We start from the raw sequence: 15,177 nt of genomic DNA on the forward strand, positions 1-15,177 counted from the left end.
GAGTAGTGCTCTGCCTGCTGATGTCAATAGTACGGATAGGAAAAACCTATCATAAGTCCGCCTCGGACTGGCCGGAGGCCGCGTGGTTGTGCGGCAGACGGATGATGAAGCGGGTGCCCTCGCCGGGTACGGAGTCCACTTCTATTTCGCCGCCGTGGTTTTGGGTGACGATGTAATACGCCACGGACATGCTGAGTCCTGTGCCCTGTCCGGGGTCGCGGGTGGTGTAAAACGGCTCGAAGATGCGGCTTTGCGTGCCTTCCGGCAGGCCGGGACCGTTGTCTGTGATTTCGATGACGGCAAATTCGTCGGTTTCGGACAGGCGCAGGGTGATGGTGGGGTGCGGCGTTTCCGGGTCGTCGTGCAGGGCCTGCGCGGCGTTGCGGAGGATGGAGAGCAGTACCTGCTGCATCTCCGCCGGAGCGCAAATGGCGTGCGACGTTTGCGGTGGATATTCGCGCCGGATGGAGATGTTCATGAAATCAAACCCGCGCGAGCTGTCGTAATCCGTGGCCGCCAGCTCGACGGCGTCGTCAATGAGGGTCGCAAGGTCGACCTCGCGCCTGCTGGTGCCGTGGCGGCTGTTGAATTCCAGCATGCTGGCCACGATGGACGCGGCGCGTTCGCCGGCTGTGCGTATGCCGGATAGCATGCGGAAGATGCTGCGCTCCTCAAGGTAGGCGCGCACGGAGTCAAGGGAGCTGGCGGTTTTTTCCGCGGCCACGGCATTGGCGGGAATATCCGGCGACAGGCGGCGTTCGATATTTTGCACGCCTTGCAGAATGCCGCCAAGGGGGTTGTTGATTTCATGGGCGAGGCCTGCGGCCAGTCCGCCGATGGAGAGCATCTTTTCGGTCTGCACCATCATGTTCTCCATGCGGGTGCGCTCGGTAACGTCGTCCAGCCGGATGACCGCGCCGGGCACGTCGTGGGCGGCAAGGGGATAGACCATCATGTCCTCAAAAACGCGGTGCCCATCGTAGTAGCGCTCCAGCCGCAGGAGTTCCTGCGGGTGCGCTGAGGCGAGGGCCTCCTTGACTGTGGCGGTTTCCTTGTCGCCAAGGGGAAGTACCGTGGACAGCGGACTGCCTATGGCGTCCTGCGCGGCGATGCCGGTGCGCTGGGCCGCTGTGCTGTTCCACTGGGTTACGCGCAGGTCCGCGTCCACACCAATAAGCAGAGAGGGCATGGAATCCACAATGCTGACCAGCAGCGCGCGCAGGCGCGACATCTCCTGCTGCGTGCGCATGCGCTCGGTGGTGTCGAAGGTGAACAGGCAGACGAGTTTTTCGCCTTCCAGCTCCAGCAGGTGCGCTGTGGTGTCAATGCTCAGGAGTGTGCCGTCCGCGCGGCGCAGGGTGTCCTGAAACGAATCCGCACCCTTGTCCACGAGTCCGGCAACAAAGCTCTTCCATCCGGAGGTGGTCAGGGAGGGAGAGAGGTCGGTGATGAGGCAGTCCGTCAGCTCGGGCCGCGTTTTGCCGTAGAGGGCGCAGGCTGCGTCGTTAACGTAGCTGATGCGTCCTTGTGTGGTCAGCCATGTGATGGCGACGGCGGCGTTGTCCACGGCAAACTGGGTGCGCAGCAAGGCGTCCTCGGCCTGTTTGCGGTCCGTGATATCGCGCGTGACGGCGTAGAGGCGCTGGCTGTCCTCGTCCACATAGGCGTTGGAGGACATCCACCGGGTGGAGCCGTCCTTGCACAGGTAGCGGCTCTCAAAGCCGTAGATGCGGTTTGTTCCCTTCAGGTCGTCGGCAAGGGCGCGGGTGCGGTCCCTGTCCTCGGGGTGGACATAGTCAAAGGGCGCAAAGGCCTTGAGCTCGTGCTCATCCCAGCCAAGGGTGCTTGTCCACGCGGGATTGACGCGCAGTAGCTTGCCCGACAGGTCCGAGACGCTCAGCAGGTCCTGCGACGTATCAAAGATGCGGTCGCGGTCCATCTCCACTTCGCGGCGGTCGGAGATGTCCTCGTGGGTGATGGCGGCGAATTCGATGGAGTTGTCCTTGTCCCGCAGGGGGTAGGCGCGCGAGAGGATATGCCGGGGACGCTGTTTGCGCCCGTCCTTCTCAGGGGTGAACTCAATGCTGGGCATAAAGACCGTTTCTCCGGCCAGCGCGCGGCGCAGGGCCTCCGCCAGACCAAGCTCCCGCGCGGTGGGGTCCGTGAGGATGGAGTAGTTGCCCGGAGCCTCTTCCGGTTCGTCCACATCCCACAGCGCGGCCCAGGCGCGGTTGGCGCGCAGCAGCACGCCGTTGGAGTCGTAGATTTCTATGGCAAAGGGGGACTGCTCCATGAGCATGGTGAAGCGCTGCTCACTGCGCTGTAACTCCGTGATGGTGCGCAGGCGGGCGTCCAGCATGCCGTTTGCGGCCACGGCTATCTCGTGGAAGTCTTGAAATATGAGGCGATTTGGGTCCACGTGGGTCAGGTGCTCTGCCGCGTCGTTAAAGAAGTTCGTGAACGAGGCCACATCGCGCCGGATGGAGGCCGTGTGACGGCGGGACAGGACCAGCCCCAAGAGGGTGACAAGGGCGAGAAGTCCGCCAATGACGGTGGCATTGAACACCATGCGCGCGGCAAGTTCTTCCTTTTTTTGGATGACAAGGGCGTCGATGTCGTCGGTGAAAACGCCCGCGCCGACAAACCATTGCCATTCCGGAACGCCCTTGGCATAGCTGATTTTTTGGGAGGCGGGCAGGTCGTCCGCCGCGGGCATGACGTACTCCACAAAGCCCCCGCCGCTCTTGGCTGTGGCGATAAGCTCGCGCACGATTTGCACGCCGTTGACGTCCACAAGGTGGATCATGTTTTCGCCGGTGGATGGGCCAAGCAGCACGGTGCCGTCCCATTGCCCGGCAAAAATGTAGCCGTAGTCTCCAAACCGGCGCGAGGCGAGGATGGAGAGCGCTTGGCGCTGGATGTCCGCCTCCATGTCCTCGATGTATTCGCCGGTGCCAATCACCCAGCCAAAGGGGGAAAAGTCGCGGATGTAGGAGAGCTTGCGCCCCGGGGTGTCCGTGTCCGGGCGCGCCCAGACGTACTCATAGAATCCCGTTTGCCGCTGGGTGACGATGGAGATCATCTCCCGGATGACGAAACGTCCGTCCTCGTCGCGCAGGTCGATGGTCTGTTGCCCCTCAAGGTTCGGATGCATGGGGTTCAGGAGAATTCTTCCGTCCGCGTCAAGGATGAAGTAGTACCCCTTGCCCTGATTGTAGCGCGAGGCCCGAAACGCCTCGATGATGCGGGCCTTGACCTCATCCTCCGGCAGGGTTTTGGAGAGCGTTTCATAAAGCTGGCCGGCCATCAGGCGGATGCTTTCCACGTGGTTGCGCAGGGCGGTTTTGAGGCGGGCGCGAGCGTTGACACGGATTTGCCGGATGAAGTCAACGGCGTTTTCCACCTCGGTCCGGGCGATGCGCTTTTGCGTTTGGAGGTAGCGCTCCTGCAGGGCGGCGGAGTCGTCCTTGAACTGGATGTAGTCCGTCACGCACCACACAGTGCCAAGCACAAGGATGCTCAGAGAGGCAAGGAGTAGCACCCCTTGCAGGAAACGGCGGCTCATGGAGGTTTTGAGCGGAGTCGTCGGCACGGATTCTCCTGGGGTTTGCGCTCCGCCCGTGGGTGATGGGCACAGGGAGGAACGTATCTTCCAAGATGATATTTTTTGGGCGCGAGGTCAAAGCATCCGTGCGGAGGGAAGGTGTGGGCGCGGGCGGGGATGGCAACGCAGGGCGCGTGTGGTGGGCTGTAAAACGAACAGGGCGGCATTCCCGAAGGAACGCCGCCCTGTAAAGTGCGGTGCAATGGGTGCTAGCTGCAGCAGCTCCCGCTGGTTCCGCAACCGCTGCTGGAGCAGCCGCCGCTGGAGCAGCTACCGCCACTGATGGGCAGGTTGGAGTCGACAACAAAGCCCGTGTAGGACAGGTCGACTTTAACGGGAGCAGCGCTCGAAAGCAGCTGCTTGTCTATGACGAACTTGAGGCCGCCTTCAAAATCGAAGACCTCGTCGGATTCTTTTGGCTCATCCAGAGCCAATGACAGGCGTGGGCCAGCTCAACCACCAGGGGCGAGATAGACACGCACCGGGGTGATTTCCTTATCACTGAAGTAGGAAATCAGCTCCTGACGAGCCTTGTCTGAGAGTTCAAGCATTATTACCTCCAGAATTTGCTGATGCTGGAGAGGTAAGGTGGCTGGTGCTCTTTGTCAACTATATTGATAGGAATTATAGATTACAATAGGTTTTATCTATAGTAGTCGTCCCCCCGGCGCGGGCGGCGCCCCTGCGGTATTGCAATGCCGCTGGTGATGCCGTATCCTCCGTGAATCACGGTATAAAGGGCATCACGGCCCAACAGACACGCAACCGGATACGTCTGGAGACGCATAGCATGAGCAACAGCAAAGTGATTCTCAACGCCGAAGAGATAAGCCGCACCATGGAACGCCTTGCCATGGAGATTAACGAACGCCACGGCGACTGCAAGGACGTCGCCATCCTTGGCATTCAGCGCCGCGGCGTGGACCTTGCCGCGCGCCTGCGCGCAGCGCTGGAAAAGCGCCTTGGCCGCACCATCTCTTCCGGACTTCTGGATATTAATCTGTACCGGGACGACTGGACGACCCTTGACGTGCAGCCCCAAATCAACAAGACCGAAATCCTGTTCGACATCGACGGTAAGGAAATCATCCTTGTGGACGACGTGTTGTTCACCGGGCGCACCATCCGCTCCGCGCTGGAGGCCATTTTGGACTTTGGCCGGCCCAAGCAGGTGGAACTGATGGTTCTGGTGGACCGGGGCCACCGCGAGCTGCCCATTCAGGCCGACTACGTGGGCAAAGTGGTGGAGACCCGCCGCGGCGAACACGTGGACGTCTATCTGGACGAACGCGATGGCAAGGAAATGGTGTGCCTCGTCGAGTAGGCGCGCATTTTCGCACCAGCGAACATGAAAAGGCCGGGGCATCCGTGTGGATGCTCCGGCCTTTTTTGCGTTTGGGACCGATGGGGGCTTAGGCGACGATTTCCGTTCCGATGCCTTCCTCGGTAAACAGCTCAAGGAGTACGGAGTTGGGCAGGCGGCCATCGATAATCTGCGCCTTGCCAACGCCGCCTTCCACGGCTTCGATGCAGCATTTGACCTTGGGAATCATGCCGCCCTGCACGGTGCCGTCCTCGATAAGGCCAAGGGCGTCCGCGCGGTTGACGGAGGAGATAAGGTTCTTGTCCGCATCAAGGATGCCCGCCACGTCCGTGAGCAGGACAAAGCGGCGCGCGCCCACCGCCGTTGCCACGGCAGAGGCCACGGTGTCGGCGTTGATGTTGTAGGTTTCGCCGGTTTCGTCCACGCCCACCGGCGCAATGACGGGGATGAAGCCGTCGCGCAGCAGCGAGTTGATCAGGGTGGGGTCAATGGCCGACACTTCGCCCACGTGCCCAAGGTCGATAATCTCGGGCGTGAGGTTGTCGCGGTCCACGGCGATTTCCAGCTTGGTGCAGGAGATGGTGCCGCCGTCCTTGCCGGAAAGGCCCACGGCCTTGCCGCCCGCAAGGTTCAGCAGGTTTACGATCTGCTTGTTCACCGTGCCGGCCAGAACCATTTCAACCACATTCATGGTGGCGTCGTCCGTCACGCGCAGGCCTTCGCGGAATTCGCTGGGAATGCTGAGCTGGTCGAGCATCTGGCCAATCTGCGGGCCGCCGCCGTGGACGATGACCGGGTTGACCCCGATGTACTTGAGCAGGACCACGCACTTGGCAAAGGCCTGCTTGAGTTCCTCGTCCTTCATGGCGTGGCCACCGTACTTGATGACGATGGTCTGACCGTAAAACTGCCTGATGTAGGGCAGCGATTCCAGCAGCACATCCGCTGTGTGCATGACGTCCTGATCCACTGTCGGCTCCTTGGTGGGCTGGGCCGGACCCCGCAGGGCCCGGCGATTTGGCTGAATTAGAGTATGTACCGGGAGAGGTCGCGGTCTTCCACCACGTCTTCAAGGTGCTGTCGAACGTACTCCCGGTCGATAACGATGTTCTGGCCGCTCTTGTCCGGGGCGTCGAAGGACAGGTCCTGCACCACGCGCTCAAGGATGGTGTACAGGCGGCGGGCACCGATGTTTTCGGACTCGGTGTTGATGCGCTCGGCGTAGGCGGCCAGCTCTTCGATGGCGTCGTCGGCGAATTCCAGTTTGAGGCCTTCGGTCTCCAAAAGCGCCTTGTACTGCGTGGTGAGGGCGTTCTTCGGCTCCTTGAGGATGCGCAGGAACTCGTCCTTGCCAAGGCTGGAAAGCTCCACCCGCAGGGGGAAGCGGCCCTGAAGCTCGGGGATGAGGTCCGAGGGCTTGGAGAGGTGGAACGCGCCGGCGGCGATGAACAGGATGTGGTCCGTGTGCACCATACCGTATTTGGTATTCACCACGCTGCCTTCAACGATGGGCAGCAGGTCGCGCTGCACGCCCTCGCGCGAGACGTCGGCGTTGCCGCCCTTGGCGGAGGAGGCGCAAATCTTGTCGATTTCGTCGATGAAGATGATGCCGCCCTGTTCCACGCGCTCGCGGGCGATGTCCGTCACGCGGTCGTGGTCGATGAGCTTTTCGCTTTCTTCCTGCAGCAGCACTTCGTACGCGTCGCGCACGTTCATACGCTTGGGCTTCTTCTGCTGGGGCATGAAGCGGCCCATCATGTCGCGGATTTGGTTCTCCATGTCTTCCATGCCGGGCATGGACATGACGCCGATGTTCTGGCCGGAGGAGGACGCCACTTCCACTTCCACCTGTCTGTCATCCAGCTTGCCCTGACGCCACAGCTTGCGCAGCTTGTCGCGCGTGGAGGAGCCGGACTCCTGCGTGGAGACCTGTCCGTCCGCGCCGGCGGCGTAGACCGGGGTGGCGGCGGAGGAACCGGAAGGGGAGTTGGGGAGCAAGAGGTCCAGCAGGCGCTCTTCGGCGTGCTTTTCGGCCTTCACGCGGACGCGCTCGCCTTCTTCCTTGTGGACGAGGTTGATGGAGATTTCCATCAGGTCGCGGACCATGGACTCCACGTCGCGGCCCACGTAGCCCACTTCCGTGAACTTGGAGGCCTCGACCTTGAAGAAGGGCGCGCCAGCCAGATTGGCGAGACGGCGGGCGATTTCCGTCTTACCCACGCCGGTGGGGCCAATCATGATAATGTTCTTGGGCGCGATTTCGTCGCGCAGCTCCGGAGCCACCTGCTGTCTGCGCCAGCGGTTGCGCATGGCGATGGCAACCATGCGTTTGGCGTCCTGCTGGCCGATGATGTAGCGGTCCAGTTCGGAAACAATCTCTCTGGGGGTCAAGGTATGCACTGTGTATGCTCCCTGCGGCAAAGCGGGGCCTGCCGCGCGAATGCTTATTTCTTCTGGGTTTCCACGATGATGTGGTCATTGGTGTACACGCAGATTTCCGCGGCGATGCCAAGGGCCTTTTCGGCGATGGTTTCGGCGGGCAGGTCCGTGTTGCGCTTCATGGCGCGGGCGGCGGACAGCGCGTAGGGGCCGCCGGAACCAATGGCAACCACGCCGTCGTCCGGCTCAATAACGTCGCCGGTGCCGGTGAGGATAAGGACGTTTTCGGCGTCTGCCACAATCATCATGGCTTCCAGCTTGCGCAGGTATTTGTCCATGCGCCATTCCTTGGCGAGCTCGACGCTGGCGCGCACGAGGTTGCCGCCGAATTCCTCAAGCTTGGCCTCAAAGCGTTCAAACAGCGTAAAGGCGTCGGCCGTGGAACCGGCAAAACCGGCGATGACCTTGTCTTTATACAGGCGGCGCACCTTGCGCGCGCCGTGCTTGAGGGCCACATTCTGGCCGAAGGTGACCTGTCCGTCTCCTGCGATGGCTACGCCGTTCTCATCCAGAACGGCAAGGATGGTAGTGCCTCGTATGTCCATTGAATCCTCGTTGTCGCGTTGTGGAGGCCGGGTGTGGTCTCCACGTCATGTTTGACGTTGCTGTGGGCCGCGCGCCGCCGAAAACCGGGGCAGAATGGGGGATGCAGGCTCTGCCGTCCCCTCGCGGCCAGCGGGCTCAAGCGGGCGGCCCGAAGAGTTCGGAGCCACGGGCGAGCCACGTTTTTGCTGCGTTGTCGGAAAAGATAACCATGGAAACGGCGTTGACCAGACCCTGCTCCAGAGTTTTTGCAAGGGTTTGCAGCGCGATGGGGGCGGCGCGCTCGACAGGGAAGCCGTAAACGCCGCAGCTGATGGCGGGAAAGTCCACACTCTGGGCGCCATGTTCGGCGGCAAGGCGGACGCTTTCGCGGTAGGCGGAGGCGAGGGTTTCGGGTTCCCCGTCTGTTCCGCCGCGCCAGATGGGGCCAACGGTATGCACGATGTGGCGCGCGGCAAGGCTAAACCCAGGGGTAATGGCCGCCTGTCCGGGCGGTAGGGTGCCACGCTCGGCAATGATGCGCTTGCAGGCGCGGGGCAGGTCCGGGCCTGCGGCGCGGTGGATGGCGCCGTCCACACCGCCGCCACCGGCAAGGCGCGAGTTGGCGGCGTTGACAATGGCGTCCGAGGTGGACGCCGTAATATCGCCGGTGCGGATGAAGAGAGTGCCGGAACCGATGGGCCACGAGCCGAGCGTTGTGATCATGGTGCCTCCTGCGCAGATTTGCCGTGCGTGATGCGGCCTCTTCAGCCCTAGCGCGAAACATGAAAAAAGGCCATGCCGCGATGTGCGGCATGGCCTGAGGCGCTGTGGCGGGCCGGGCTACCAGAATTCGGCGCGTTCGGCGTAGACTTTCTTGAGCTGTTCAAAAAGCTCCTTGCGAGATTCGTCATCATTGACGAGGGATTCCGCCTTTTCCAGATGGAAGCGCGATTTCTTTTTGTTCAGGCCGTAGATGGCGGAGTAGGCGAGGTGCAGGTGCCCCTCGAAGAGGTTGCCGGATTCACCCAGCACGCGGCCAAGGTGGTAGTGGACCTCGCTATCCTCGGGCAGGTGGGCCAGCACGCGGCGGTACATGTCGATGGCGCGGCTGGTGTCGCCATTGTCGCCTAGCAGGCGGGCAAAGTAGAAAAGCGCCATCAGGTCCTTGGAATTAAGGAGCACGGCCTTTTGCAGCAGGCTGGCGGCGAGCTTTGGGTCGCCTTTGAGGTAGTGAAAGCGTCCGGCCTCGCGCAGGACAAGGGGGTCGTTGGGCGCAAGGTCCACAGCGGAGGCGAACGCCTCGCGTGCGGGGCCGATTTTGTTCTCGCGCGAGTAGACAATGCCTTGGCCCATGGCGCTGAGCGCGCCGTTTTCGCCACGCGGCGTCTCCAGACGGCTGATGGCCAGCTGCGGGTCAAGGTAGCGGGCGGTGATAAGCGTTTTAATGCGCTGGAACTTGCTGTCGTCCAGCGGGCGGTTTTGGATGTCGCTTGGCATGGAGCCGATGCGGCTGCTCAGGAAGGTGATGCGGTCCTCAACGGCGGGGTGGGTGCTGAGGTACTTGGGCAGGTTGCCCGCACCGGCCAGCCACGCCTTTTTCTTAATCTTCTTGAATGCCGACACCATGCCTGTGGGGTTGTAGCCTGCCGCGACAAGGTATTTCAGGCCGGACTGGTCAGCCTCGCGTTCGTCCACGCGGCTGTAGTTGAGCATGGTCTGTACGCCGCCAGCCAGCGAGCCGATGGCGAGGGCGTTGCCTGCGGCCGCGCCGCTGTCGCCGCCAGCGGCCGCGCCCATGAACATTCCGGCCAGCATTCCGGCCAGCATGCCAAGCTGCGTCACCTGCTGCTGTTTGATGCGTCCGGCGATGTGGCGGTGGGACACGTGCGCGAGTTCGTGCGCAATAACGCCCGCAAGCTCGGCCTCATGCTCAAAATTGGTGATGAGGCCGGTGAAGACGTAGACGTATCCGGCGGGCGCGGCAAAGGCGTTGATGTGGTGGTTCAGCACCACGGAGGTCTTAAGCTCGAAGGGCATGTTCGGCACCTGCGCGTTGATGCGTTCCACAATGCCGCGGATATAGCCGGAGATTTCCGGGTCCTCAATGATGGGTAGGCGTGCCCGCATGAGGGTGTTGTACTTTTTGCCGAGTTCCTTTTCCTTTTCGATGGGAAAGTCGCCAAACAGGTCGGCGCGCGCAGGGCGCGGCGCAAGCAGTGGCCCGGCAGCAATAAGCAGAGCGAGGAGCAGGCACAGTGCGTGACGCATCGGGGCAAGAAGGCCGGTGTGCGTTCGGGACATGGATGTTCCTTATACGAAGGCCCGCGCGGGCGGGCGGTTGATGACGGAAACGGACCGCTCGGCCTGACAGGCGGGGTGCCTGCGGCGTAGGCTGGTCCGGCGTCGTCTGGTGACGGCGCATACTTCGCGTTCCCTGATACCGCACCTTGGCCGGTTCGCCAAGGATGTGCAAGATGATGCCCTGCACGCGCCGGACGCCCAGATGCAAAAAAAGCGGGCCGAAGCAACTGCTTCGGCCCGCTGGAGAGACACTGAGCGCGATGAACCTATTTGTTCATCATGTCCAGGAACTGCTTGTTGTTCTTGGAGTTCTTCATGCGTTTGATGAGGAATTCCATGGAATCAATGGAGTTCATGGGCGCGAGGACCTTGCGGAGTATCCACACGCGGTTCAGCACATCGTCGGAGAGCAGAAGCTCTTCCTTACGGGTGCCGGAGCGGTTGATATCCAGTGCCGGGAAGACGCGCTTCTCGGACAGGTGGCGGTCGAGGTAGACCTCACAGTTGCCGGTGCCCTTGAACTCTTCGAAGATGACTTCGTCCATGCGGGAGCCGGTGTCGATGAGGGCGGTGGCGATGATGGTCAGGCTGCCGCCTTCCTCCACGTTGCGCGCCGCGCCGAAGAAGCGCTTGGGGCGCTGCAGGGCGTTGGCGTCCAGACCACCGGACAGCACGCGGCCGGACGAAGGCGTCACGGCGTTGTAGGCGCGGCCAAGGCGGGTGATGGAGTCCAGCAGGATAACAACGTCCTTGTTGCGTTCCACAAGGCGTTTGGCTTTTTCCATAACCATTTCGGCAACCTGCACGTGACGCTGCGGCGGCTCGTCAAAGGTGGAACTGACGACTTCCGCGTTAACGGTGCGCTCCATGTCCGTGACTTCCTCGGGGCGTTCGTCAATGAGCAGAACGATGGTGTAGGTGTCCGGGAAGTTGGCTTTGATGGAGTTGGCTACCGTCTGCAGCAGCACGGTCTTACCCGTGCGGGGCGGAGCAACGAACAGCGCGCGCTGACCCTTGCCGATGGGAGCAAGCAGGTCGATGATGCGGGCAGAGAGGTTTTCTTTGCCGTTTTCAAGGCGGAAATGTTCGTCGGGGTAGATGGGGGTGAGGTTGTCAAAGAGGATGAGGCTTTTGGTGGCCTCGGGTTTCTCGAACCCGATTTCGTTCACCCGCAGGAGGGCGAAGTAGCGTTCGCCTTCTTTTGGGGGGCGAATCTGGCCGGAGATGACGTCGCCCTTTCGCAGGCCGAATCGGCGGATCTGGGAAGGGGAGACATAAATATCGTCGGGGCCGGGCATGTAGCTGTACATGGGGGAGCGCAGGAAGCCGAAACCGTCGGGCAGGATTTCCAGAACGCCCTCACCAAAGATGGAGCCGTTTTGCGAGGCGCATGCCTTAAGCAGAGCAAAGATAAGCTCCTGCTTGCGCATGCCGCTCGGGTTTTCGATTTCGTATTCCTTGGCGAGCTCCATCAGCTCGGACATGCTTTTGGCTTTCAGTTCGGTTTGATGCATGACCTTCTCCGTGGCGCAGTATGGTACGCGGGGGGTGCTAGCTTTGGTCGTGTAAGATACGTCTTTAGTGGGACGAGGCAAAAAAACAGTAACGGATATAGACTGAACGACGTGACTCGGTACAGCCCGTACCGCAGTGGAGAACCCACAGAAAAATTCTAGCATAAGCCCATAGGACGGAGCCGGTAATGTATCGGCTCCGTTCCGCACGACAAGAATCCGGTGCGCGGAAAGTAATAGGCTTTACGAGCTAATTAATGAGAAATTAATGCAAGGGATGCAGCCGAAGTTTGCTTGGCAATGAAGAAAAAATAGTGCTCTTTTCAATAGAACAATTTTTAGCGCACCGGATGCGCAATGGCAAGGGATTTCTAGTCCTCTTCTTCCTTCTTTTCAAGAACGTCGGAGAAAAGCGCTTCGATTTCGGTACGGACGGTGTCCTGTTCCTTGTCCAGAGCGTGGGCCAGTTCAAGCGTCAACAGACCCATGGCTTGCTCCAGCAGGCGGTGTTCGCCAAAGGAGAGTTCCTTGTCCTTACCGATGAGCAGCAGCTCTTTGAGGACGTAGGCGACATCGGCCAGGTCGCCACTTTTGAGGTTTTCGGAATATTCGCGGTAGCGGCGGTTCCAGTTCTGTCCGGAGTATCCGGTGAAGTCGGAACGGTCCTTAAGCGAATCTATGATCGCATCCGCCTTTTCCTTGGATGAGACATGTCGCAGACCGACATTCTCCGCATTGAAGACCGGTACCATAAGCGTCACATTGTTGCTCAGGATACGGACGATGTAGAACTCGGCTTTTGCACCGCCGACTTCTTGTTCCTCAATACGTTCAACAACCCCAACACCTTGGGCGGGGTAGACGACAATTTCATTTTCTGAAAACACGTTACCTTATCTCCATTACTCTCAGTGAAGCACGCAACCCGAGAAACGTATCTTAAAAGACTCTGTTAGTCTAGGTTTTCAGTATTCTCTGCGGTGGGTACTGCGTCAAAGCTGTTGATGTGCTGTATGGCGAGGGGCAGGCCCCGGCGCAGCAGAATGCCAATGCCTTTGATGGCGGCATCCACAACCGCTTGGGCTGTGTCCATTTCCTGCTCGGAAAATTCGCCAAGCACATAATCGCGCGTTCCGCCACGGACAGTGGGCCGTCCGACTCCAAGGCGAAGACGCAGAAATTCTCGCGTGCCCAGCTCGTCGACGATGGAGTTCAGGCCGTTGTGGCCGGCGGTTCCGCCACCCTTTTTGAGTTTCATCTTGCCAAGGGGCAGGTCCATATCGTCGTGGGCGACGATGATGTTTTCTGCCGCAAGGGCATATTTGCCGCTGATGCGTTTGACGGCGATACCGCTCAGGTTCATATAGGTCAGCGGCTTGGCCACGACCCAATGCGCCTTGGACCGGATGATGGGGCAGTCCCATGCAAGGCAGTCATCCCAGTTGCCAACGCGCGGGCACTTTTCCGTGCCGCCCGCCTTTTCCAGAATGCGGTCCGCCAGCATGAAACCAAAGTTGTGGCGGGTGTTTTCGTAGTCGGGCCCGGGGTTGCCGAGGCCAACGATGAGTCCTGCGAAATTTTTCATATGCACTACCAATATGCCTATCGAGGCGTCAGCGGCCACACAGGGCTACACAACGACCTAAAGCGATGGAGCTATAACAACAAGGAGGCCGGCTGGCCAAGACGATAGGAGAAGGGAGGCACCGATGCAGTGCACCGGAAAAACGCAAGGCCCCAGGCGGGGCCTTGCGGAAACGGCGTGAGTTTATTCCTCGTCGCCCTCAGCGCTGTCATCAGCGCCCTTGAGAGCCAGGTGCAGGATGGCAAAGTTGTCATCGCTGAGAACCTTCACACCTTCGGGCAGGGCGATGGACTCAATCTGCATGGTCTCGTTGGGCTGGAGGTTGTTGATGTCAACATCAACAGCTTCCGGAATGGCGCCGGGCAGGCACTCAATCACGCAGGAAGCGCGGTACACTTCAAGCTTGGCGCCCATGGCCATGGCCGGAGCCTGACCAACGATGCGCAGGGGAACACGCACACGGACGGGCTTGTCCATGTCTACGCCGTAGATGTCGACGTGGGTGATCTCCCGCTTGCAGGGATGCCAGATCAGCTCTTTGATCAGCGCCGGACGGGCGCCCTTGCCATCGATGTCGATGGAGAAGATCTGGGAGGTTCCAACGAGGGCGTTGGTCTTGTCCAGATCGATCTGAGGAACCTGGATGAGGATGTTTTCGTCCTTAGCGTAGAAAACGCCGGGCGTCATTTTTTTAGCGCGCAGGGCACGGCAGGAGCCCTTGCCGGTTTCCTCTCGCACGGCGGCTTTGAGCATAACCTGTTCAGACATGAGTATCTCCTTCAAGCTGTTCCCGCTCGGCTCCACGGCGGGCCCGGCGGTGGTCGTCAATAAAAAAAGAGTTAGACAAACAATACGCTCACGGAAGATTCCGTGTGGATGTTGTGGATTGCCTTGCCCAGCAGGCTGGCCAGCGACATAACCTGAATCTTGGAGCTCTGCTTGGCCTTTTCGCCAAGCGGAATGGAATTCGTAACGATGACCTTGGAGTAGGAGGACTTTTCAAGTCGTTCCACAGCCGGGCCGGACAGCACGGGATGCGTGGCGCAGGCCATCACTTCCTTGGCGCCATTTTCCATGAGCACTTCGGCACCGGCACAAATGGTGCCTGCGGTGTCGATCATATCATCAAGGACGATGGCGGTCTTGCCTTTCACGTCACCGATGACGTTCATGGCTTTGGCCTGGTTGGGGGCATCGCGGCGCTTGTCGATGATGGCGAGGCCGGCACCGAGTCGCTTGGCGTAGGCGCGTGCACGCTCAACACCGCCAGCGTCGGGAGAGACGATGACGAGGTTTTCGTCGTACTGGCGCAGGTAATCCAGAAGGGCCGGGGCGGCATACAGGTTATCCACGGGCAGGTTGAAGAAGCCCTGAATCTGTCCTGCGTGCAGGTCAACGGTAACGAGCCTGTCAATGCCGGCCACGGTAAGGAAATCAGACACGAGCTTGGCGGAGATGGGAGCGCGGGGAGCGACCTTGCGGTCCTGACGAGCGTAGCCGTAGTAGGGCACGACGGCAGTCACACGGCCAACGCTGGCGCGCTTGAGTGCATCAAGGATGATACACAGTTCCATCAGGTGAAAGTTCACGGGGGCACAGGTCGGCTGGACCACGAAAACATCGGCGCCACGAACGTTGGAGCCGATTTCTACGCGGATTTCACCGTCGCTGAAAGTGTCGGTAAGACACGGGGTGAGTTCGCAGCCGAGGTGGTTGCAAATCTCGGAGGCAAGCTCGGGGTTGGCCGAGCCGGTCATGATCTTCAATTCGCCAATTGCCATCGTGATTGTTCCTTAAAAATAAAATATGGCTGGGGTGGAAGGACTTGAACCCTCGAATGACGGGACCAAAACCCGTTGCCTTATCCACCTTGGCGACACCCCAG

13 protein-coding genes and 1 tRNA gene are annotated in these 15,177 nt (G+C 60.4%); 1 reads left to right on the top strand and 13 read right to left on the bottom strand.

What is annotated here, in order from left to right; genetic code table 11:
- Positions 1 to 49 precede the first annotated feature (49 nt).
- Together ACI3L3_RS12455 and ACI3L3_RS12460 are read right to left on the bottom strand one after the other, a co-directional pair.
- Positions 50 to 3,592, bottom strand: a complete 3,543-nt coding sequence (locus ACI3L3_RS12455) for a cache domain-containing protein (protein WP_404845455.1) — start codon at positions 3,590 to 3,592, stop codon at positions 50 to 52.
- Between the two features lie 221 nt (positions 3,593 to 3,813).
- On the bottom strand, positions 3,814 to 4,155 hold the full coding sequence (locus tag ACI3L3_RS12460; protein WP_404845456.1) for an IscA/HesB family protein: 342 nt from the start codon (positions 4,153 to 4,155) through the stop codon (positions 3,814 to 3,816).
- A 239-nt stretch (positions 4,156 to 4,394) separates the two neighbouring features.
- Between ACI3L3_RS12460 and pyrR the strand changes: the two genes are divergently transcribed.
- Positions 4,395 to 4,928: a bifunctional pyr operon transcriptional regulator/uracil phosphoribosyltransferase PyrR gene (gene pyrR / locus ACI3L3_RS12465; protein WP_404845457.1), complete on the top strand. Its 534-nt coding sequence runs from the start codon at positions 4,395 to 4,397 to the stop codon at positions 4,926 to 4,928.
- Positions 4,929 to 5,016: 88 nt separating this feature from the next.
- On the opposite strand, the gene argB is transcribed toward pyrR, so the two are convergent.
- The 11 genes from argB to ACI3L3_RS12520 form a co-directional block, all read right to left on the bottom strand.
- Positions 5,017 to 5,883 (bottom strand): acetylglutamate kinase, encoded by an 867-nt coding sequence (gene argB / locus ACI3L3_RS12470; RefSeq protein ID WP_404845588.1) that lies wholly within the window; start codon positions 5,881 to 5,883, stop codon positions 5,017 to 5,019.
- Positions 5,884 to 5,954: 71 nt separating this feature from the next.
- Positions 5,955 to 7,328, bottom strand: coding sequence for an ATP-dependent protease ATPase subunit HslU (hslU, locus tag ACI3L3_RS12475; protein ID WP_404845458.1), 1,374 nt, complete (start codon positions 7,326 to 7,328; stop codon positions 5,955 to 5,957).
- A gap of 44 nt (positions 7,329 to 7,372) precedes the next feature.
- Positions 7,373 to 7,912, bottom strand: a complete 540-nt coding sequence (gene hslV / locus ACI3L3_RS12480) for an ATP-dependent protease subunit HslV (RefSeq protein ID WP_404845459.1) — start codon at positions 7,910 to 7,912, stop codon at positions 7,373 to 7,375.
- Positions 7,913 to 8,048: 136 nt separating this feature from the next.
- Positions 8,049 to 8,615, bottom strand: a complete 567-nt coding sequence (locus ACI3L3_RS12485) for an O-acetyl-ADP-ribose deacetylase (protein WP_404845460.1) — start codon at positions 8,613 to 8,615, stop codon at positions 8,049 to 8,051.
- 117 nt (positions 8,616 to 8,732) lie between these two features.
- Positions 8,733 to 10,193, bottom strand: coding sequence for a M48 family metalloprotease (locus ACI3L3_RS12490; protein WP_404845461.1), 1,461 nt, complete (start codon positions 10,191 to 10,193; stop codon positions 8,733 to 8,735).
- Positions 10,194 to 10,459: 266 nt separating this feature from the next.
- Positions 10,460 to 11,707, bottom strand: a complete 1,248-nt coding sequence (gene rho, locus ACI3L3_RS12495) for a transcription termination factor Rho (protein WP_404845462.1) — start codon at positions 11,705 to 11,707, stop codon at positions 10,460 to 10,462.
- Positions 11,708 to 12,078: 371 nt separating this feature from the next.
- A complete protein-coding gene (locus ACI3L3_RS12500; protein ID WP_404845463.1) occupies positions 12,079 to 12,594 on the bottom strand; it encodes a CarD family transcriptional regulator in 516 nt (171 codons plus the stop codon).
- 65 nt (positions 12,595 to 12,659) lie between these two features.
- Entirely contained in the window at positions 12,660 to 13,292 is a 633-nt protein-coding gene (gene pth / locus ACI3L3_RS12505) for an aminoacyl-tRNA hydrolase (RefSeq protein ID WP_404845464.1), read from the bottom strand.
- A 183-nt stretch (positions 13,293 to 13,475) separates the two neighbouring features.
- A complete protein-coding gene (locus ACI3L3_RS12510) occupies positions 13,476 to 14,060 on the bottom strand; it encodes a 50S ribosomal protein L25 (RefSeq protein WP_404845465.1) in 585 nt (194 codons plus the stop codon).
- A 71-nt stretch (positions 14,061 to 14,131) separates the two neighbouring features.
- The gene (locus ACI3L3_RS12515; RefSeq protein ID WP_404845466.1) at positions 14,132 to 15,073 is read right to left on the bottom strand and encodes a ribose-phosphate diphosphokinase; all 942 of its coding nucleotides are present in this window, start codon (positions 15,071 to 15,073) and stop codon (positions 14,132 to 14,134) included.
- Between the two features lie 26 nt (positions 15,074 to 15,099).
- A tRNA-Gln gene (locus tag ACI3L3_RS12520) sits at positions 15,100 to 15,176 on the bottom strand.
- Between the last annotated feature and the right edge of the window lies 1 nt (position 15,177).

It is taken from the genome of Desulfobaculum sp. SPO524 (assembly GCF_044987625.1).
Classification (GTDB): domain Bacteria; phylum Desulfobacterota; class Desulfovibrionia; order Desulfovibrionales; family Desulfovibrionaceae; genus Desulfobaculum.